Origin of the sequence: Bacillus sp. FSL W8-0519 (assembly GCF_038005585.1) — a bacterium.
Lineage (GTDB): Bacteria > Bacillota > Bacilli > Bacillales > Bacillaceae_G > Bacillus_A > Bacillus_A paranthracis.
Genome location: NZ_JBBOTL010000001.1, coordinates 90001 through 110780 on the forward strand (window position 1 = coordinate 90001; position 20780 = coordinate 110780).

The following is a 20780-nucleotide window of genomic DNA, read 5'->3' on the forward strand; positions in this document are numbered from 1 at the left end:
CCGGAAGGGGAGTGAAAGAGATCCTGAAACCGTGTGCCTACAAATAGTCAGAGCCCGTTAACGGGTGATGGCGTGCCTTTTGTAGAATGAACCGGCGAGTTACGATCCCGTGCGAGGTTAAGCTGAAGAGGCGGAGCCGCAGCGAAAGCGAGTCTGAATAGGGCGTTTAGTACGTGGTCGTAGACCCGAAACCAGGTGATCTACCCATGTCCAGGGTGAAGTTCAGGTAACACTGAATGGAGGCCCGAACCCACGCACGTTGAAAAGTGCGGGGATGAGGTGTGGGTAGCGGAGAAATTCCAATCGAACCTGGAGATAGCTGGTTCTCCCCGAAATAGCTTTAGGGCTAGCCTTAAGTGTAAGAGTCTTGGAGGTAGAGCACTGATTGGACTAGGGGTCCTCATCGGATTACCGAATTCAGTCAAACTCCGAATGCCAATGACTTATCCTTAGGAGTCAGACTGCGAGTGATAAGATCCGTAGTCAAAAGGGAAACAGCCCAGACCGCCAGCTAAGGTCCCAAAGTGTGTATTAAGTGGAAAAGGATGTGGAGTTGCTTAGACAACTAGGATGTTGGCTTAGAAGCAGCCACCATTTAAAGAGTGCGTAATAGCTCACTAGTCGAGTGACTCTGCGCCGAAAATGTACCGGGGCTAAATACACCACCGAAGCTGCGGATTGATACCGAATGGTATCAGTGGTAGGGGAGCGTTCTAAGGACAGTGAAGTCAGACCGGAAGGACTGGTGGAGTGCTTAGAAGTGAGAATGCCGGTATGAGTAGCGAAAGACGGGTGAGAATCCCGTCCACCGAATGCCTAAGGTTTCCTGAGGAAGGCTCGTCCGCTCAGGGTTAGTCAGGACCTAAGCCGAGGCCGACAGGCGTAGGCGATGGACAACAGGTTGATATTCCTGTACCACCTCTTTATCGTTTGAGCAATGGAGGGACGCAGAAGGATAGAAGAAGCGTGCGATTGGTTGTGCACGTCCAAGCAGTTAGGCTGATAAGTAGGCAAATCCGCTTATCGTAAAGGCTGAGCTGTGATGGGGAAGCTCCTTATGGAGCGAAGTCTTTGATTCCCCGCTGCCAAGAAAAGCTTCTAGCGAGATAAAAGGTGCCTGTACCGCAAACCGACACAGGTAGGCGAGGAGAGAATCCTAAGGTGTGCGAGAGAACTCTGGTTAAGGAACTCGGCAAAATGACCCCGTAACTTCGGGAGAAGGGGTGCTTTCTTAACGGAAAGCCGCAGTGAATAGGCCCAAGCGACTGTTTAGCAAAAACACAGCTCTCTGCGAAGCCGTAAGGCGAAGTATAGGGGGTGACACCTGCCCGGTGCTGGAAGGTTAAGGAGAGGGGTTAGCGTAAGCGAAGCTCTGAACTGAAGCCCCAGTAAACGGCGGCCGTAACTATAACGGTCCTAAGGTAGCGAAATTCCTTGTCGGGTAAGTTCCGACCCGCACGAAAGGTGTAACGATTTGGGCACTGTCTCAACCAGAGACTCGGTGAAATTATAGTACCTGTGAAGATGCAGGTTACCCGCGACAGGACGGAAAGACCCCGTGGAGCTTTACTGTAGCCTGATATTGAATTTTGGTACAGTTTGTACAGGATAGGCGGGAGCCTTTGAAACCGGAGCGCTAGCTTCGGTGGAGGCGCTGGTGGGATACCGCCCTGACTGTATTGAAATTCTAACCTACGGGTCTTATCGACCCGGGAGACAGTGTCAGGTGGGCAGTTTGACTGGGGCGGTCGCCTCCTAAAGTGTAACGGAGGCGCCCAAAGGTTCCCTCAGAATGGTTGGAAATCATTCGTAGAGTGCAAAGGCATAAGGGAGCTTGACTGCGAGACCTACAAGTCGAGCAGGGACGAAAGTCGGGCTTAGTGATCCGGTGGTTCCGCATGGAAGGGCCATCGCTCAACGGATAAAAGCTACCCCGGGGATAACAGGCTTATCTCCCCCAAGAGTCCACATCGACGGGGAGGTTTGGCACCTCGATGTCGGCTCATCGCATCCTGGGGCTGTAGTCGGTCCCAAGGGTTGGGCTGTTCGCCCATTAAAGCGGTACGCGAGCTGGGTTCAGAACGTCGTGAGACAGTTCGGTCCCTATCCGTCGTGGGCGTAGGAAATTTGAGAGGAGCTGTCCTTAGTACGAGAGGACCGGGATGGACGCACCGCTGGTGTACCAGTTGTTCTGCCAAGGGCATAGCTGGGTAGCTATGTGCGGAAGGGATAAGTGCTGAAAGCATCTAAGCATGAAGCCCCCCTCAAGATGAGATTTCCCATAGCGTAAGCTAGTAAGATCCCTGAAAGATGATCAGGTTGATAGGTTCGAGGTGGAAGCATGGTGACATGTGGAGCTGACGAATACTAATAGATCGAGGACTTAACCATATAATATGTAGCAAATGTTATCTAGTTTTGAAGGAATATGCCTTCATAGTTTGGTGATGATGGCAGAGAGGTCACACCCGTTCCCATACCGAACACGGAAGTTAAGCTCTCTAGCGCCGATGGTAGTTGGGACCTTGTCCCTGTGAGAGTAGGACGTCGCCAAGCAACTAAGCACGAGTCAAATGACTCGTGTTTTTTCGTGTTTTCTTTTATAATCCATAGTAATAAAAAATGTATTTAAATAATTATTATTTTGATTAAATACAGGGGAATGTGGCTAGGATAGTAAATAAGCAAAAGAGTTGCAAATTTTATTAATACGTATATAATTAAAGTCAAAGATAGTCAAAGTCAATAAAGGTGGCGGATAAATGAGAAATATATCTGATATCATTGAGCAATATCTAAAGCAAGTTATTGACTTAAGTAATAATAATGTGATTGAAATCAAGAGAAATGAGATTGCGGATCGATTCGAGTGCGTACCATCTCAAATCAATTATGTGATCAATACCCGTTTTACGTTAGAAAGAGGATTTGTAGTAGAAAGTAAACGTGGTGGAGGAGGTTACATTCGCATTATAAAAGTCAAACTGCATGACGATATAGACATTATTGATCAAATGCTTCATATGATTGATCATAGCGTTGCGCAAGGAAATGCAGAGAGTATGATTATACGTTTAATAGAAGAGGGAATCATAACGAATCGTGAAGCTAAACTTATGTTAAGCGTACTAGATCGTTCTGTATTATCAATGGATGTTCCTTCTCGAGATGAACTTAGGGCTCGAATATTATGCGCAATGTTAAGAACACTGAAATATAAATAAATACAGCTTTTGTAAAAGAATAATAACTAAAAGATAAGGCAGTTAAATATTGTAGAAGTTTTGAAAAAAGAACACGCACTTTTATGTAAACGAATAAAGGAAAGTGAACAGTCTAGTAATGTATGAAAAGTACTATGAGATAGATCGTTCCTGTTGTAAAGGTGGGGATAGTGATGACTTGTCAAAACTGTAATATAAGACCAGCAACTTTACATTATACAAAAGTAATTAACGAAAAGAAGGCGGAAGTTCATCTTTGTGAGCAATGTGCAGAACAAAGTGGCTATACGTCTTTCTTTCAATCATCGCAGTCTAACTTTTCATTCCATGATTTATTTGCTGGGTTATTACACGGTGAATCAACAATGTTTGAAGAAGAAAAAAGCGGATTTTCGAACACAAATATATTAAGATGTCCAAATTGTAAAATGACATATGAGCAACTTACAAAGGTAGGACGCTTTGGATGTGCTTCTTGTTACGATACATTTAAGGAACATTTAAAGCCGTTATTAAAACGTCTTCACGGCGGGCATACAGATCATTGTGGAAAAATTCCGAAGCGTATAGAAGGAAATATTCACTTAAAGAAAGAATTAGATGAACTAAAACTCATTCTGAAACAATACGTACAGAAAGAGGAATTTGAGAAAGCTGCTGGAGTAAGGGATAAAATTAGAAATCTTGAAACTCAGCTTAGTGAGCATAGAGAGGGGGAATAGTTCTATGTCACTGGACAAAATTATGAATGAAGCGATTAGTCCATGGATGAAGGGAGATGGCCCTGATTCTGATATTGTTTTAAGTAGTCGAATTCGTTTGGCTCGTAATTTTAAAAAATATCAATTCTCTACTATGCAAAACGAAGAAGAAGCTAAACAGATTCAAGAATTATTTAAAAAGGAATTTATAAATAAAACAGTAGAACCTTTTGGAGAGTTTGAACTATTAAAAATGAATGAATTAACGCCTCTTCAAAGGAGAGTATTAGTTGAAAAGCATTTAATTAGTCCCAACCTTGCAGGAACAGAATATGGAGCGTGTCTATTGTCAGAAAACGAACATATTAGTGTTATGCTGAATGAAGAAGACCATATTCGGATTCAGTGCTTATTTTCAGGATTGCAGTTATCAGAGGCACTTCAAAGTGCTAATCAAATAGATAATTGGATTGAGAAAGAGGTTGAATATGCTTTTGATGAATCACTTGGATATATTACGAGCTGCCCTACTAACGTTGGTACAGGACTTAGGGCTTCCGTAATGATCCATTTACCAGGGCTCGTTTTAACGAAAAGAATTAGCCGTATTATACAAGTAATTCAAAAATTAGGGTTAGTAGTAAGAGGAATATACGGTGAAGGTAGCGAAGCGTTAGGTAATATATTTCAAGTGTCAAACCAAATGACGCTAGGAAAATCTGAAGAAGATATTATTGCAGATTTAAAGAGTGTCATTCAACAAATCATACAGCAAGAAAAGATGGCTAGAGAATTAATTGTACAAAATTCAAGTATTGAGCTTGAAGATAAAGTTTATCGCTCTTATGGCATACTAGCCAACAGTCGTTTAATTCAATCTGCGGAAGCAGCCAATTGCTTATCAGATTTACGACTTGGTATTGATTTAGGATATATAAAAGGTATATCGAGAAATATTTTGACTGAGCTAATGGTTCTTACACAACCAGGCATTTTACAACAATATGCGGGAGGACCTTTAGGGCCAGAAGAAAGAGATTATCGAAGAGCAACCTTAATCCGTGAGCGATTACGTATTGAAAAAAACTAAGCGCAAGTAGGAGGCGATTTCTATGATGTTTGGAAGATTTACAGAAAGAGCACAGAAAGTATTAGCTTTATCTCAAGAGGAAGCGATTCGTATTGGGCATAACAATATTGGAACAGAACATATTTTACTTGGGCTTGTACGCGAAGGTGAAGGAATTGCAGCAAAAGCGTTGATTGCTCTTGGATTAAGCCCGGAGAAAGTTCAAAAAGAAGTAGAAGCGTTAATTGGACGCGGAACAGAAGCTTCTCAAACCGTACATTATACACCGCGTGCTAAAAAGGTTATTGAGCTGTCTATGGATGAAGCTCGTAAATTAGGTCATTCTTACGTTGGAACAGAACATATTTTACTTGGTTTAATCCGCGAGGGTGAAGGGGTAGCAGCACGTGTTTTAAATAACTTAGGTGTTAGCTTAAATAAGGCAAGACAACAAGTATTGCAACTTCTTGGAAGTAATGAAGCAAGTTCAGGTCATCAAGGTGGTTCTTCAACAAATGCAAATACACCAACACTTGATAGCTTAGCACGTGATTTAACAGTTGTTGCACGTGAAAATCGTTTAGACCCTGTTATTGGACGTGGTAAAGAAATTCAACGTGTAATTGAAGTTTTAAGCCGTAGAACGAAAAACAATCCTGTATTAATTGGGGAGCCTGGTGTAGGTAAAACGGCAATTGCAGAAGGATTAGCACAACAAATCGTAAATAATGAAGTTCCTGAAACTTTAAGAGATAAGCGTGTTATGACACTAGATATGGGTACAGTGGTAGCCGGAACGAAATACCGTGGTGAATTTGAAGACCGTTTGAAGAAAGTAATGGATGAAATCCGCCAAGCAGGAAATATCATTCTATTTATTGATGAACTTCATACATTAATTGGTGCAGGTGGAGCAGAAGGTGCTATTGACGCATCGAACATTTTAAAACCATCTTTAGCTCGTGGGGAATTACAATGTATTGGAGCGACAACGTTAGATGAATATCGCAAATATATTGAAAAAGATGCAGCTTTAGAGAGACGTTTCCAACCAATTCACGTTGATGAGCCAAGTTTAGATGAATCAACTCAAATTTTGAAAGGTTTACGCGATCGTTATGAGGCACATCACCGCGTATCTATTACAGATGATGCAATTGATGCAGCTGTAAAGCTTTCAGATCGTTATATTACAGATCGTTTCTTACCAGATAAAGCAATTGATTTAATTGATGAAGCTGCTTCAAAGGTTCGCTTACGCTCTTATACAACACCACCAAATCTAAAAGAGCTTGAAGTGAAGCTTGAGGAAATTAGAAAAGAAAAAGATGCAGCTGTACAAAGTCAAGAGTTTGAAAAAGCTGCTTCCTTACGTGATATGGAACAACGTTTACGTGAGAAGTTAGAAGATACGAAGCGTCAATGGAAAGAGCAACAAGGAAAAGAAAACTCAGAAGTGACAGTAGAAGATATTGCAAATGTTGTTTCTACGTGGACTCGTATCCCGGTTTCTAAGCTTGCACAAACAGAGACTGATAAATTATTAAACTTAGAATCGATTCTTCACGATCGTGTTATTGGTCAAGATGAAGCGGTAGTAGCTGTGGCGAAAGCTGTTCGTCGTGCTAGAGCAGGTTTGAAAGATCCGAAACGTCCGATTGGTTCATTTATTTTCTTAGGACCAACAGGTGTAGGTAAAACGGAGCTAGCAAGAGCGTTGGCAGAATCTATGTTCGGTGATGAGGATGCAATGATTCGCATCGATATGTCTGAGTACATGGAGAAGCATTCTACTTCTCGTTTAGTTGGATCTCCTCCAGGATATGTTGGATATGAAGAAGGTGGACAATTAACAGAAAAGGTTCGCCGTAAGCCATATTCAGTTGTCTTATTAGATGAAGTAGAGAAAGCTCATCCTGATGTGTTTAACATTTTACTACAAGTATTAGAAGATGGTCGCTTAACAGATTCTAAAGGGCGTACAGTTGATTTCCGTAATACAATTGTTATTATGACATCTAACGTTGGTGCAGAAGCGTTAAAACGTAATAAACATCTTGGATTTAACGTACAAGATGAGAGCCGCGATTATTCAGATATGAAAGGTAAAGTAATGGATGAACTGAAAAAGGCATTCCGTCCAGAATTCTTAAACCGTATTGATGAAATTATCGTGTTCCATATGCTTGAGAAAAAACATATTCAAGAGATTGTAACACTTATGGTAAATCAGTTAGTAAATCGCTTAAAAGAGCAAGAAATTGAATTGCATTTAACAGAAGGAGCGATTTCGGCTATTGCTGATAAAGGGTTTGACCGAGAGTACGGTGCTCGTCCGCTTCGTAGAGCAATTCAGAAACATGTAGAAGATAGACTATCGGAAGAACTTTTAAAAGGTGCTATTGAGAAAGGACAAAAAGTTATCTTTGATGTTGAAGGAGAATCATTTGTCATTCATAGTGCTGAAAAGGTAAAATAAGTATAGACAAACTAAGAGGGCTACGAGATAGCCCTCTTTCTTGTACGATAAGGATAAATTGTTTATAGATGAAAGTGAAGTGAGATATAAAACGATATGGCTAAAAAGAAAACAAAATTCACATGTCAAGAGTGTGGGTATCAGTCACCAAAATATATGGGGAAATGCCCTGGATGTGGTCAATGGAATACGCTTGTTGAAGAGATGGAACCGGTTGTATCATCAAGGCGCCTTAATTATGCGAATGCAATTCAAACAGAAGTAACAAAACCAAGACGTCTAACAGAAGTGGAAACAAAGTCTGAGGCGCGTATTGAAACAAAATTTCAAGAATTTAACCGTGTACTTGGTGGCGGGATTGTAGATGGATCCTTAGTACTGATTGGTGGAGACCCCGGGATTGGAAAATCAACGTTACTATTACAAATATCATCACAATTAGCGGATTCTTCATATGATGTCCTATATATATCGGGTGAAGAATCAGCAAAACAGATTAAACTGCGTGCGGATCGTTTACATGTAAATGGTAGTAATCTATTTGTTGTATCAGAGACGGACTTACAGCGAATTGCAACACATATTGAAGAGGTGAACCCAGCCTTTGTTGTTATTGATTCTATTCAAACAATACATCTACCTGAAGTAACATCAGCACCGGGAAGTGTGGCACAAGTTCGTGAATGTACAGCGGAATTAATGAAACTTGCAAAAACGAAAGGAATCCCTATTTTTATCGTTGGACATGTGACAAAAGAGGGAGCGATTGCAGGACCTCGTATGTTAGAACATATGGTCGATGCAGTTCTTTACTTTGAAGGAGACCGTCATCATACATACCGCATTTTGCGAGCAGTAAAGAATCGTTTTGGTTCTACGAATGAAATGGGTATTTTTGAAATGAAAGAGCTTGGCCTTGCAGAAGTATTAAACCCTTCTGAAATTTTTCTTGAGGAAAGACCAGTTGGGGTTGCAGGATCAACAGTGGTTGCCTCAATGGAAGGAACAAGACCAGTTTTAGTAGAAATACAAGCATTAATTTCCCCTACTAGTTTTGGAAACCCTCGAAGAATGGCAACGGGAATTGATCATAACCGTGTATCGCTTATTATGGCAGTGCTAGAAAAAAGAACAGGCTTATTATTGCAAAATCAGGATGCATATTTAAAAGTAGCAGGTGGTTTGAAGTTAGATGAACCAGCAATTGATTTAGCTGTCGCTTTAAGTATAGCTTCAAGTTTTAGAGATAAATCTACGGCACCAACCGATGCAGTAATAGGAGAAGTAGGATTAACTGGAGAAATAAGAAGAGTATCAAGAATTGAACAACGTGTACAAGAAGCAGCTAAATTAGGATTTCAACGCGCTATTATTCCTAGAAAAAATTTGGGAGGATGGACAATTCCAGATGGGATTGAGGTAGTTGGTGTATCTAATTTAGGAGAAGCACTTCGTTTGACATTAGGAGGCTAGGCTATGGAAGAAAACAAGCAACGTGTCAAAAGTATGATTAATATTTTACAACTTGTGGCCCCGGGAACACCACTGCGCGAAGGGATAGATAATGTACTTCGCGCACAAACAGGGGGATTAATTGTTCTTGGATATAATGAGCAGATTAAAAGTATTGTTGATGGAGGTTTTCATATTAATTGTGCATTCTCTCCAGCTAGTTTATATGAATTAGCAAAAATGGATGGGGCACTTATTTTAAATGAAACGGGAAGTAAAATTTTGATTTCGAACGCACAGTTAGTTCCAGAGTCATCTATTGACTCTATTGAGACAGGTATGCGCCACCGAACGGCGGAGCGTGTAGCAAAGCAGACAGGCAGCCTTGTTGTGGCTATTTCACAAAGACGTAACGTAATTACGCTATATCAAGGGAATTTACGTTATACACTAAAAGATATAGGCGTTATTTTAACAAAGGCGAATCAAGCTATCCAAACGTTAGAAAAATATAAGGCTGTATGGAATGATGGGATTACGAATTTGGGCATTCTAGAATTTGAAGAGGTTGTTACAATGTCCGAGGTAGTCCATGTTTTACATAGTGTTGAAATGGTACTACGTATTAAAAATGAAATATTGAGCTATATTCATGAATTGGGAACAGAAGGTAGGTTAATTCGTTTACAACTTACGGAACTATTAGCCGACTTAGAAGCAGAGGCAGCGCTATTAATTAAAGATTACTATCAAGAAAAAACACAAGACCATCATCAAATTTTGAAAAAGTTACAAGAACTTGCGAATACACAACTTCTAGAGGACAGTGATTTAGTTAAATTACTTGGATACCCAGGACAAACGAGTTTAGAAGAAAGTGTGACGCCGAGAGGATACCGAATCACAAGCAAAATTTCGCGTGTTCCACCACTTATCATTGAAAATTTAATTAATCGATTTAAAACTTTGCAAGGTGTTTGTCGTGCAACTATTAATGAATTAGATGATGTGGAAGGAATTGGAGAAGTCAGGGCGAAGAAAATACGAGAAGGCCTAAAAAGAATTCAAGAGCATCTCTATATGAGTAGACACAATTAAGAATATTACATTGATTCCATAATATAACGACACTAGAACAATTTTGGTATATGATATGATATATTGGTAAATAAAACTATTTATAAAAAAACACGTCCGCTTTTGCATTCGGCGTTTTGATTAGCGAAACAATGGTTAATAATGAGTAGGAGGTGGTTGGATGTTAAAACGGATTGTACAGCTCTTCTTTTTAGTAATCGGGGGAGCGTTAGGGATTTACTTAATCCCAAAAGTTATTAATGTATTAGACATCGGTGCCGTTCCTTTATTGGAAGGATCGTATGTTCGTGCAATTATTGGTGCAATTATTTTATTTTTAACAACATTTTGGCTTGTAGATTATATTGTTCAACTTATTAAGCATATTGAAGAGGCTCTTGTAAAAGCGCCTGTAGCAGATGTTTTGTTTGGTACATTAGGTTTAATCTCTGGGCTTATTGTTGCGTATTTAATTTTAATACCAATTCGTGAATTTACAATTCCAGTTATTAGTACAGTGTTGCAAGTGTTCTTTACTCTTTTACTAGGATATTTAGGATTCCAAGTAGGGTTTAAAAAGAGGAATGAATTGCTAGGATTATTTACATTACCACAACGTGGGAAGAAGAAAAATAATAATAGTGAGAATGAAGAACCAGAAAATGAGGTAGAAGAATCTTTAGCGCATTGGAAAATTCTCGATACAAGTGTAATTATCGATGGACGTATTGCTGATATTTGCCAAACAAAGTTTTTAGAAGGAACAATTGTCATTCCGCAATTCGTGTTAGAAGAACTTCAGCACATTGCCGATTCTTCTGATGCTTTAAAACGTAATCGTGGTCGCAGAGGATTAGATATTTTAAATCGTATTCAAAAAGAGATGCCGATCCCGGTAGAAATTTATGAAGGCGATTTCGATGATATTCAGGAAGTGGATAGCAAACTTGTAAAGTTGGCGAAAATCACTGGTGGAACGGTAGTAACGAATGACTTCAACTTAAACAAGGTCTCTGAATTACAAGGGGTAACGGTGTTAAACATTAATGATTTAGCTAATGCAATTAAACCTGTTGTACTCCCAGGTGAAGAATTAAGTGTGTATGTTGTAAAAGATGGAAAAGAACAAAATCAAGGTGTAGCATATTTAGATGACGGCACGATGATTGTAGTAGAAGATGGTAGAGAATATGTAGGCTCACAACTCGATGTACTCGTTACGAGTGTGTTACAAACGTCGGCTGGGCGCATGATTTTTGCCAAACGTAAATTATTAGAAAAAGCATTATAAGTAGAGGATTATTAATATGTATACATTAATTATTCCAGCAGCTGGTCAAGGAAAGCGGATGGGTGCTGGCAAAAATAAGTTGTTCTTACTTATTAATGAAGTACCGATTATTGTGCATACGTTACGTGCTTTCGAACAGGATAAAGCATGTAAAAATATTATTATGGCAATTAACGAAGAAGAGCGTCCGTATTTTGAAGAGTTAATGCAAAAGTATCCGGTTGCAAAGCCAGTACAATTTATTCAAGGTGGAGCTGAAAGACAAGATAGTGTATATAATGCGATTCAGCATACGAGTGATGTTGAGTATGTTCTTGTACATGACGGTGCGCGCCCGTTCGTAACGAATAAAGTGATCCAAGATGTATTAACTGCAGCAGAAAAATATGGAGCTTCCATTTGTGCGGTGCCAGTGAAAGATACTGTTAAGAAAGTAGAGCAGGGTGTTGTTGTCGAAACGGTAGAAAGATCTCAACTTAAAGCTGTTCAAACACCGCAAGGGTTCTCTGTTTCTCTTTTGTTAGAAGCTCATAGAAGTGCGAAGCAGAGTTGTTTCCTTGGTACAGATGATGCAAGTCTCGTAGAACGTATCGGGAAGCAAGTAGGTGTAGTAGAGGGGAGTTACTATAATATTAAAGTGACGACCCCAGAGGATTTACTAATTGCTGAAAGTTTTCTTCACGTTCAAAAGAAATGATAGCAATGATTATAGCGAAGAGAAGCTCGGCAAAGGCCGGGCTTTTCTTTATAAGGATAGCGATATAATATAGAATCATAAAGCTCAGTAGTTTAGCTCGAGGAGGATGTAAAAAATGTTTCGAATTGGACAAGGTTTTGATGTGCATGAATTCGCGGAAGGTAGACCGTTAATTATTGGCGGAATTACAATTCCACATGAGAAAGGATTAATCGGTCACTCTGATGCAGATGTATTGTTACATACAATCGCGGATGCGTGTTTAGGTGCAATTGCAGCAGGAGATATTGGGAAACATTTTCCTGATACAGACCCTGCCTTTAAAGATGCTGATTCAGCTGTATTATTGCAAAAGGTTTGGGAGTTTGTGCGTGAACAAGGTTATGAATTAGGGAATTTAGATTGTACAATTATTGCTCAAAAGCCAAAAATGGCACCACATATTGAAAGTATGCGCAAACGCATTAGTGAGCTATTAGAAACGTCTATCGATAATATCAATGTAAAGGCAACAACAACAGAAAAATTAGGATTTACAGGTAGAGAAGAAGGAATTGCTTCTCAAGCAGTTGTTTTATTACAGAAAAAATAATGGTTTTTAATTCGTAAGATGGATAATCACATTTTTTTGGTGTACAATTATAGAATGTGTTGACATTAAGAATGGAAGGTGTACCAATTATGGAAAAGCAAGTGAGAGTGCGCTATGCGCCAAGTCCAACAGGACACTTACATATCGGAAATGCGCGTACGGCATTATTTAATTATTTATTTGCTCGTCATCAAGATGGTAAGTTTATTATTCGTATTGAAGATACTGATGTAAAACGTAATGTTGCTGGTGGAGAAGAAAGCCAATTAAAATACTTGAAATGGCTCGGTATGGACTGGGATGAAGGTGTTGATGTTGGTGGTGAATTTGGACCATATCGTCAAACAGAGCGTTTAGATATTTATAAAAAGTTATATGAAGATTTATTAGAGCGTGGTTTAGCTTACAAATGTTATATGACAGAAGAAGAGCTAGAAGCAGAACGCGAAGGGCAAATTGCTCGTGGTGAAACACCTCGTTACGCAGGTAACCACCGTGATTTAACTGAAGCGCAAGTGAAAGAATTTGAAGCTGAGGGACGTATTCCAAGTATTCGTTTCCGCGTACCAGCTGACCGTGATTACACATTTAAAGATATTGTAAAAGATGAAGTTGCATTCCATTCAAATGATTTCGGTGATTTCGTTATCGTGAAAAAAGATGGAATTCCAACTTATAACTTTGCAGTAGCAGTAGATGATCACTTAATGGAAATTACACACGTACTTCGTGGTGATGACCATATTTCAAACACGCCAAAACAAATGATGATTTATGAAGCTTTCGGTTGGGATATTCCGCAATTCGGTCATATGACTTTAATTGTAAATGAAAGCCGTAAAAAATTAAGTAAGCGTGATGAATCTATTATTCAATTTATTGAGCAATATAAAGAGCTTGGATATCTTCCAGAAGCAATCTTTAACTTTATTGCACTACTAGGTTGGTCGCCAGTAGGAGAAGAAGAAATCTTCTCTCAAGAAGAGTTTATCAAAATGTTTGATGCAGCTCGTTTATCAAAATCACCTGCATTATTTGATTCTCAAAAACTAAAATGGATGAATAACCAATATATGAAAAAGCAAGATTTAGATACGGTGGTAGAATTAAGCTTACCGCATTTAGTGAAGGCTGGACGTATAGGTGAAACTTTAAGTGAACAAGAACAAGCTTGGATTCGTGATGTAATTGCGTTATATCATGAACAAATGAGCTTTGGAGCTGAAATTGTAGAGCTTTCTGAAATGTTCTTCAAAGATCATGTTGATTATGAAGAAGAAGGACAAGAAGTATTAAAAGGTGAACAAGTACCAGAAGTACTTCGTGCATTTGCTGGTCAAGTAGAAGCACTAGAAGCTATGGAACCGGCAGCAATTAAGGCGGCTATTAAAGCAGTTCAAAAGGAAACAGGTCATAAAGGTAAAAACTTATTTATGCCAATCCGTGTTGCAACTACTGGTCAAACACACGGTCCAGAGCTTCCTAATGCTATTGCACTTCTTGGAAAAGAAAAAGTTTTAAATCGTCTTCAAAAAGTAATTGGTTAACATTTTCTAGGTTTAGAAATATAATAAGTATACTTAAAACCTAATAAGGAAAAGCGACGAGAAGGAGAAGTAGAAAATCAGGCTTTTTACAGAGAGAACCACCTTAGGCTGGAAGTGGTTTATAAGCGGATTTTTGAAATGCCCCTTCGAGTCTTCTGCTGAACAGCAAATTGTTTTGCGAAACGTCTTAGGACGTAAAGTAAGCAGAAGCGGTGTACACCGTTATCAGAGATGAGTTTGAGGCTTTTTTTAGCCTAAACAGAGTGGAACCGCGCTTATAAGGCGTCTCTGTCAATATGACAGAGACGCCTTTTTTTATACCGTAAAATTGGGTATGAGTATAAGTTTTATCCACGTGTATAAAGATTTAGGGGGATAAGTAGGGAGTTAGTTCACTCGAAAAAGCAGCCCATAAAGGGGAGGGAACGTCGATGTTTAAGAGGCTTCGGGAAGATATTGAAGTCGTTTTTGAACAGGATCCAGCGGCAAGAAGTTATTTCGAAGTCATTTTGACTTACTCTGGATTACATGCAGTTTGGGCCCATCGAATTGCACATGCTTTTTATAAAAAGAATTTCTTCTTTATTGCACGTTGGATCTCACAAGTTAGTCGTTTCTTTACTGGCATTGAGATTCATCCAGGAGCAACAATTGGTCGTCGTTTTTTCATTGACCATGGAATGGGAGTTGTAATTGGAGAAACGTGCGAAATTGGTGATAATGTAACGATCTATCAAGGAGTTACATTAGGTGGTACGGGTAAAGAAAAGGGAAAGAGGCACCCTACAATTCAGGATAATGTATTAATTGCCACAGGTGCTAAAGTACTGGGTTCTATTACAGTTGGAGAGAATTCTAAAATTGGAGCAGGTTCTGTCGTATTAAAAGAAGTCCCTGCACATTCTACAGTTGTAGGTATACCTGGCCGAGTCGTTATTCAAAATGGCGTAAAGATTGGTCAAGAATTGAATCATTCCGACCTTCCAGACCCAATTTTTGATAAATTAAAGGTCATGGAAGTAGAACTTGATAAATTGAAAAAACAACTTGAAGTAAAGGTAGAAAGGAAGGATAAAAATGACTATTCACATTTATAATACGTTAACACGCCAAAAGGAAGAGTTTATTCCATTAGAAGAAAATAAGGTAAAGATGTATGTATGCGGACCTACAGTTTATAACTATATTCACATCGGGAACGCAAGACCACCTATGGTATTTGATACAGTGCGCCGTTATTTAGAATATAAAGGATACGATGTGCAGTATGTATCTAACTTTACTGACGTAGATGATAAATTAATTAAAGCGGCAAATGAATTAGGTGAAGATGTGCCGACAATTGCGGACCGTTTCGTGGAAGCATATTTTGAAGATGTAACGGCACTAGGTTGCAAACATGCAACAGTTCATCCGCGTGTAACAGAAAATATGGATATCATTATTGAATTTATTCAAGAACTTGTGAATAAAGGATATGCATATGAATCAGAAGGGGATGTGTACTTTAGAACGAAGGAATTCGAAGGGTACGGTAAGTTATCACATCAACCGATCGCGGACTTACGTCACGGTGCGCGTATTGAAGTAGGAGAAAAGAAACAAGACCCTCTTGATTTTGCACTATGGAAAGCTGCGAAAGAAGGAGAAATCTTCTGGGAAAGCCCTTGGGGTCAAGGTCGCCCAGGCTGGCATATCGAGTGCTCGGCAATGGCGCGTAAATACTTAGGGGATACAATTGATATTCACGCTGGTGGTCAAGACTTGGCATTTCCTCATCACGAGAATGAAATCGCGCAGTCTGAGGCGTTAACAGGAAAAACATTTGCACGTTATTGGATGCACAATGGATATATTAATATTAATAATGAGAAAATGTCTAAGTCACTTGGGAACTTCATTTTAGTTCACGATATCATTAAGCAATATGATCCGCAGTTAATTAGATTCTTTATGCTATCAGTACACTACCGTCACCCAATTAATTTCAGTGAAGAGTTATTACGAAGCACAAATAACGGACTGGAAAGAATTAAAACAGCTTACGGTAATTTAAAACACCGTATGGAAAGTAGTACGGATTTAACAGATCATGATGAGAAGTGGTTAGCTGACCTGAAAAAATTCCAAACTGCATTTGAAGAAGCGATGAATGATGACTTCAATACTGCCAATGCAATCACTGAGTTATATAATGTAGCAAATCATGCAAATCAATATTTACTGGAAGAACATACGTCTACAGTGGTAATTGAAGCATACGTAAAACAACTTGAAACATTATTTGATATTCTAGGGTTAGAATTAGCGCAAGAAGAGTTACTAGATGAAGAAATTGAAGCGCTTATTCAAAAACGTATTGAAGCTCGTAAAAATCGTGATTTTGCATTATCAGATCAAATTCGCGATGATTTAAAAGATCGTAATATTATTTTAGAAGATACCGCTCAAGGTACAAGATGGAAAAGAGGATAAGAATGATTGATGCAAAGCAATTAAACAGCTTAGCGTTAGCATATATGGGTGATGCGGTATATGAACAATATATCCGCTATCACCTACTTCAAAAAGGGAAGGTTCGTCCTAATCAGTTGCATCGATTAGGGACAAGCTTTGTTTCGGCAAAAGCACAGGCGAAAGTTGTTTATCATTTATTAGAGACAGCGTTTTTAACTGAGGAAGAAGAGGCAGTACTAAGAAGAGGGCGTAATGCAAATTCAGGTACTGTTCCGAAAAATACAGATGTACAAACATATCGACATAGTACAGCCTTTGAAGCGTTAATTGGCTATCATCACTTATTAAATAATCGTGAAAGATTAGACGAAATTATATATAAGGCAATTGCTGTTCTAGAAGAAAAGGAAGGGGGCACATCATCATGAGTAGTGAATATATTATCGGACGTAACCCTGTAATTGAAGCGTTACGATCAGGGAGAGATATTAATAAAATTTGGATCGCAGAAGGTGCTGCCAAAGGACAAGTACAAATTGTACTAGCACTAGCGAAAGAAAATAAAATTATTTTGCAACATGCACCAAAAAAGAAGTTAGATCAATTAGTTGAGGGGAACCATCAAGGTGTAATTGCTCAAGTGGCCGCATATCAATATGCTGAGCTAGAAGATCTATTCAAAGTAGCAGAGAAGCGTAATGAAGATCCATTCTTCTTAATTTTAGATGAAATTGAAGACCCGCATAACCTCGGTTCTATTATGCGTACTGCGGACGCGACAGGAGCTCATGGAATTATAATTCCGAAAAGAAGAGCTGTGGGACTTACTGCATCAGTTGCGAAAGCATCTACTGGGGCAATTGAATATATTCCTGTTGCACGTGTAACGAATTTATCTCGTACAATCGATGAATTAAAAGAACGTGGACTTTGGATTGCTGGTACAGATGCAAAAGGAAAAACGGATTACCGTAATTTAGATGGTAAAATGCCAATTGGATTAGTAATTGGAAGTGAAGGAAAAGGTATGAGTCGTATTATTGGTGAAAAATGTGATTTCTTAATTACTTTACCGATGGTTGGTAAAGTTACATCCTTAAATGCTTCAGTGGCCGCAAGTTTGTTAATGTATGAGGTATATCGTAAACGTAACGAAATTGGTAAATAAAAAATGAACGATATTTTAATCGTTGACGGTTACAACATTATTGGAGCTTGGGGAGACTTGAAAAAACTACGGGATGTAGATTTGCAATCATCAAGAGATGCACTGATTGATAAGATGGCGGATTACCAAGGTTACACAGGTACAAAGGTAATGATCGTTTTTGATGCTTATACAGTCCACGGTATTGAAAAAAAGATGAAACAATCACGTGTGGAAGTTATATTCACGAGGAAGAATCAAACTGCAGATGAAAAGATAGAGCAACTTGCAATTGAGCTTAGAAATATAAATACGCAAATATATGTTGCGACTTCTGATTATACGGAACAATGGGTTATATTTGCTCAAGGTGCGCTCCGGAAATCTGCGCGGGAATTAGAGTTGGAAGTACAAGCGATGGAGCAACAAGTAAGAAGGCGTACACAAGACACAAAAGAAAAGCAACCTGCTATGCGAAAGATATTTAGTAAAGATATTACAGAAAAGTTAGAAAAATTAAGAAGAGGAGAGCGTTGAAGCATTGACGCTCTTTGTCTTTTTACTGTATAATATTTCTAAATAAATAGCGGTCGGAGGGATCAAGGTGGAAGCAGGCTTCGTAAGTGTAGGCGACGTTACATTTCGTGATTTAGAAGATGAGGCAATCGTTGAGTTAGTTCGAAAAGGTAATACTGACGCTCTAGAATATTTGATTCACAAATATAAGAACTTTGTTCGCGCGAAATCGAGATCTTATTTCTTAGTGGGTGCCGATCGAGAAGATATTGTTCAAGAAGGTATGATTGGATTGTTTAAAGCGATTCGTGATTATAAAGAGGACAAGCTGTCTTCATTCAAAGCATTTGCTGAACTGTGTATCACTCGACAAATTATTACCGCTATTAAAACAGCAACCAGGCAAAAACATATTCCGTTAAATTCATATGTGTCTTTAGATAAACCGATTTATGACGAGGAATCTGATCGGACATTATTAGATGTTATTTCGGAAGCGAAGGTAACTGATCCTGAAGAAATGATTATAAGTCAGGAAGAATATACCGACATAGAATCTAAAATATCTGAATTATTAAGCGATTTAGAAAGGAAAGTGCTTTCTTTATATCTAGACGGTCGTTCTTATCAAGAGATTTCGGAACAGTTAAATAGACATGTGAAATCTATTGATAACGCTTTACAGAGAGTGAAGCGGAAATTGGAACGATATATGGAAATGAGAGAGAGTACCACTTCAAATTAATAACAAGAGCTACAGGTGTAAAAAATCACCTGTTTTCTTTTTGTAGCGAGTACAAAAGGCATGTCATTGACATTGTCTTTTATTGTATGATACATTTTTAGGGACATAATGTTACAAGGTTGGTGTAACTAATGAGGAAAAAAGTTGTACTCTCATGTGAAGAGTGTAAAAATCGAAACTACTCTACGATGAAAGATACGAGCTCAGTAGAGCGACTTGAAATAAAGAAATTTTGTAAAACATGCAATCAGCATACAGTTCACAAGGAAACAAAATAAATAATTGAAATAATACACTGGAGGTCCCGTAGATGCGTTTAACGAACTTTTTCGGCGATGTAGGTCGCGAAATGAAAAAAGTAAGTTGGCCTAAAAAAGATGAATTACTCCGTTCAACAGCGACTGTTATCGCTACAGTTGTCTTCTTTGCGATTTTCTTCGCAGTAGTTGATATGGGCATTTCTTCTTTAATTCGGTTAATTCTTGGTTAATTCTTGAATAAGAAGCACTTATCCATGATATAATGTTATTTATAAGAACTGTGTAAAAGCCCGGTGAACGGGTTTTTTCATTTGCGCAAAAAAATGTACGTCAGGGAGGGAAGGACGCTCGTCCTAAATGAATGGAAAAAAGTTGGTATGTTGTCCATACTTATTCTGGATATGAAAATAAAGTAAAAGCAAACCTAGAGAAACGTGTAGAATCAATGGGTATGCAAGATAAAATTTTCCGTGTTGTTGTCCCGGAAGAAGTAGAAGTAGAAATGAAAAACGGTAAAGAAAAATTAATGAAAAGAAAAGTGTTCCCAGGTTATGTATTAGTAGAATTAATCATGACTGATGACTCTTGGTATGTTGTACGTAACACGCCAGGTGTAACTGGGTTCGTTGGTTCTTCTGGTTCTGGATCTAAACCATCACCTCTATTAGAAGAGGAAGTTGTTACCATTATGAAACATATGGGAATGGACAACGAAGTGGTTGATTTCGACTTTGAACTTCATGAGACAGTACGTGTAAATGAGGGACCATTCGCAGATTATACAGGTGCTATCGAAGAAATTGATGTGGAGAAGAAGAAGGTTAGCGTGCTTGTGGACATGTTTGGTCGCGAGACTCCAGTTGAACTTGACTTCCATCAAATTGAAAAATTATAAAATGAAACTTGAAATGAATTGTAAAAAGTGATAATATCTTTTAAGTCAGTACGTCTTCGTTATCGGAGACGTTTTTTGAAAGATTTTATCCTTAGAGATAAAATATGACGTGGGAGGGCAAATCACTGTCCAATTGACCACATCACGGACTTAAGGAGGTGTGTCTCGTGGCTAAAAAGGTAATTAAAATGGTAAAGCTTCAAATTCCTGCAGGTAAAGCTAACCCAGCTCCACCAGTTGGTCCAGCATTAGGACAAGCAGGTGTTAACATCATGGGCTTCTGTAAAGAGTTTAACGCTCGTACAGCAGATCAAGCTGGTCTTATCATCCCTGTTGAAATTACGGTATTTGAGGACCGTTCATTCACTTTCATTACTAAAACTCCTCCTGCTGCTGTTCTTCTTAAGAAAGTAGCTGGTATTGAGTCTGGTTCTGGTGAACCAAACCGTAATAAAGTGGCAACTGTTAAGCGTGATAAAGTACGCGAAATCGCTGAAACTAAAATGCCTGACCTAAACGCTGCTAGCGTAGAAGCTGCAATGCGTATGGTTGAAGGTACTGCACGCAGTATGGGCATCGTTATCGAAGACTAATTCGATTTGTTTTTTAAAAAAGGTTGCGGGTCTGGAAT

20 protein-coding genes, 2 rRNA genes and 1 other annotated feature (1 of these 23 running past the window's edge) are annotated in these 20780 nt (G+C 38.9%); all 22 genes read left to right on the plus strand.

The genetic code is table 11. The annotated features are described in order from the left end of the window. Positions 1–2391 (plus strand): 23S ribosomal RNA (locus NST14_RS00500); it begins 532 nt to the left of the window's first position. Positions 2392–2440: 49 nt separating this feature from the next. Further along, positions 2441–2556, plus strand: a 5S ribosomal RNA gene (rrf, locus tag NST14_RS00505). 206 nt (positions 2557–2762) lie between these two features. Then, positions 2763–3224, plus strand: a complete 462-nt coding sequence (ctsR, locus tag NST14_RS00510) for a transcriptional regulator CtsR (RefSeq protein ID WP_001244563.1) — start codon at positions 2763–2765, stop codon at positions 3222–3224. Between the two features lie 173 nt (positions 3225–3397). Further along, positions 3398–3946: a UvrB/UvrC motif-containing protein gene (locus NST14_RS00515; RefSeq protein WP_000128382.1), complete on the plus strand. Its 549-nt coding sequence runs from the start codon at positions 3398–3400 to the stop codon at positions 3944–3946. A 4-nt stretch (positions 3947–3950) separates the two neighbouring features. Beyond that, entirely contained in the window at positions 3951–5015 is a 1065-nt protein-coding gene (locus NST14_RS00520; RefSeq protein WP_000050825.1) for a protein arginine kinase, read from the plus strand. Between the two features lie 22 nt (positions 5016–5037). After that, positions 5038–7473 (plus strand): ATP-dependent protease ATP-binding subunit ClpC, encoded by a 2436-nt coding sequence (gene clpC, locus NST14_RS00525; protein ID WP_000971179.1) that lies wholly within the window; start codon positions 5038–5040, stop codon positions 7471–7473. 96 nt (positions 7474–7569) lie between these two features. Continuing rightward, positions 7570–8946 carry a DNA repair protein RadA gene (gene radA, locus NST14_RS00530; protein ID WP_001085212.1) on the plus strand — a complete coding sequence of 459 codons (1377 nt, stop codon included), beginning with the start codon at positions 7570–7572 and terminating at the stop codon, positions 8944–8946. 3 nt (positions 8947–8949) lie between these two features. Then, positions 8950–10023: a DNA integrity scanning diadenylate cyclase DisA gene (gene disA, locus NST14_RS00535; protein WP_000392171.1), complete on the plus strand. Its 1074-nt coding sequence runs from the start codon at positions 8950–8952 to the stop codon at positions 10021–10023. Positions 10024–10183: 160 nt separating this feature from the next. After that, a complete protein-coding gene (locus NST14_RS00540; RefSeq protein ID WP_000919684.1) occupies positions 10184–11293 on the plus strand; it encodes a PIN/TRAM domain-containing protein in 1110 nt (369 codons plus the stop codon). Positions 11294–11309: 16 nt separating this feature from the next. Next, positions 11310–11990 carry a 2-C-methyl-D-erythritol 4-phosphate cytidylyltransferase gene (gene ispD, locus NST14_RS00545; RefSeq protein WP_000288304.1) on the plus strand — a complete coding sequence of 227 codons (681 nt, stop codon included), beginning with the start codon at positions 11310–11312 and terminating at the stop codon, positions 11988–11990. 115 nt (positions 11991–12105) lie between these two features. After that, positions 12106–12582: a 2-C-methyl-D-erythritol 2,4-cyclodiphosphate synthase gene (gene ispF / locus NST14_RS00550; RefSeq protein WP_000488386.1), complete on the plus strand. Its 477-nt coding sequence runs from the start codon at positions 12106–12108 to the stop codon at positions 12580–12582. 89 nt (positions 12583–12671) lie between these two features. Next, the gene (gene gltX / locus NST14_RS00555; protein ID WP_000415154.1) at positions 12672–14129 is read left to right on the plus strand and encodes a glutamate--tRNA ligase; all 1458 of its coding nucleotides are present in this window, start codon (positions 12672–12674) and stop codon (positions 14127–14129) included. Between the two features lie 47 nt (positions 14130–14176). After that, positions 14177–14422 (plus strand) — a binding site (T-box leader). Between the two features lie 138 nt (positions 14423–14560). Further along, positions 14561–15226 (plus strand): serine O-acetyltransferase, encoded by a 666-nt coding sequence (cysE, locus tag NST14_RS00560; protein ID WP_000476500.1) that lies wholly within the window; start codon positions 14561–14563, stop codon positions 15224–15226. Continuing rightward, complete coding sequence (gene cysS / locus NST14_RS00565; protein ID WP_000152257.1) at positions 15207–16604, plus strand: cysteine--tRNA ligase; 1398 nt, start codon at positions 15207–15209, stop codon at positions 16602–16604. The genes cysE and cysS overlap by 20 nt, the downstream gene beginning before the upstream one ends. Positions 16605–16606: 2 nt before the next feature. Beyond that, positions 16607–17014, plus strand: coding sequence for a Mini-ribonuclease 3 (locus NST14_RS00570; protein WP_000564260.1), 408 nt, complete (start codon positions 16607–16609; stop codon positions 17012–17014). Further along, entirely contained in the window at positions 17011–17754 is a 744-nt protein-coding gene (rlmB, locus tag NST14_RS00575; RefSeq protein WP_000093759.1) for a 23S rRNA (guanosine(2251)-2'-O)-methyltransferase RlmB, read from the plus strand. Before NST14_RS00570 ends, rlmB begins: the two co-directional genes overlap by 4 nt. A gap of 3 nt (positions 17755–17757) precedes the next feature. Beyond that, positions 17758–18270 (plus strand): NYN domain-containing protein, encoded by a 513-nt coding sequence (locus NST14_RS00580; protein WP_000997883.1) that lies wholly within the window; start codon positions 17758–17760, stop codon positions 18268–18270. 67 nt (positions 18271–18337) lie between these two features. Continuing rightward, positions 18338–18994 carry an RNA polymerase sporulation sigma factor SigH gene (locus tag NST14_RS00585; protein ID WP_000387199.1) on the plus strand — a complete coding sequence of 219 codons (657 nt, stop codon included), beginning with the start codon at positions 18338–18340 and terminating at the stop codon, positions 18992–18994. A gap of 131 nt (positions 18995–19125) precedes the next feature. Then, entirely contained in the window at positions 19126–19272 is a 147-nt protein-coding gene (gene rpmG / locus NST14_RS00590; RefSeq protein WP_002070160.1) for a 50S ribosomal protein L33, read from the plus strand. Positions 19273–19304: 32 nt separating this feature from the next. Next, entirely contained in the window at positions 19305–19484 is a 180-nt protein-coding gene (gene secE / locus NST14_RS00595; RefSeq protein WP_001241321.1) for a preprotein translocase subunit SecE, read from the plus strand. Positions 19485–19615: 131 nt separating this feature from the next. Beyond that, positions 19616–20149 (plus strand): transcription termination/antitermination protein NusG, encoded by a 534-nt coding sequence (gene nusG, locus NST14_RS00600; RefSeq protein ID WP_000415794.1) that lies wholly within the window; start codon positions 19616–19618, stop codon positions 20147–20149. Between the two features lie 167 nt (positions 20150–20316). Further along, positions 20317–20742 carry a 50S ribosomal protein L11 gene (gene rplK / locus NST14_RS00605; RefSeq protein ID WP_001085872.1) on the plus strand — a complete coding sequence of 142 codons (426 nt, stop codon included), beginning with the start codon at positions 20317–20319 and terminating at the stop codon, positions 20740–20742. The last annotated feature ends 38 nt before the right edge of the window (positions 20743–20780 follow it).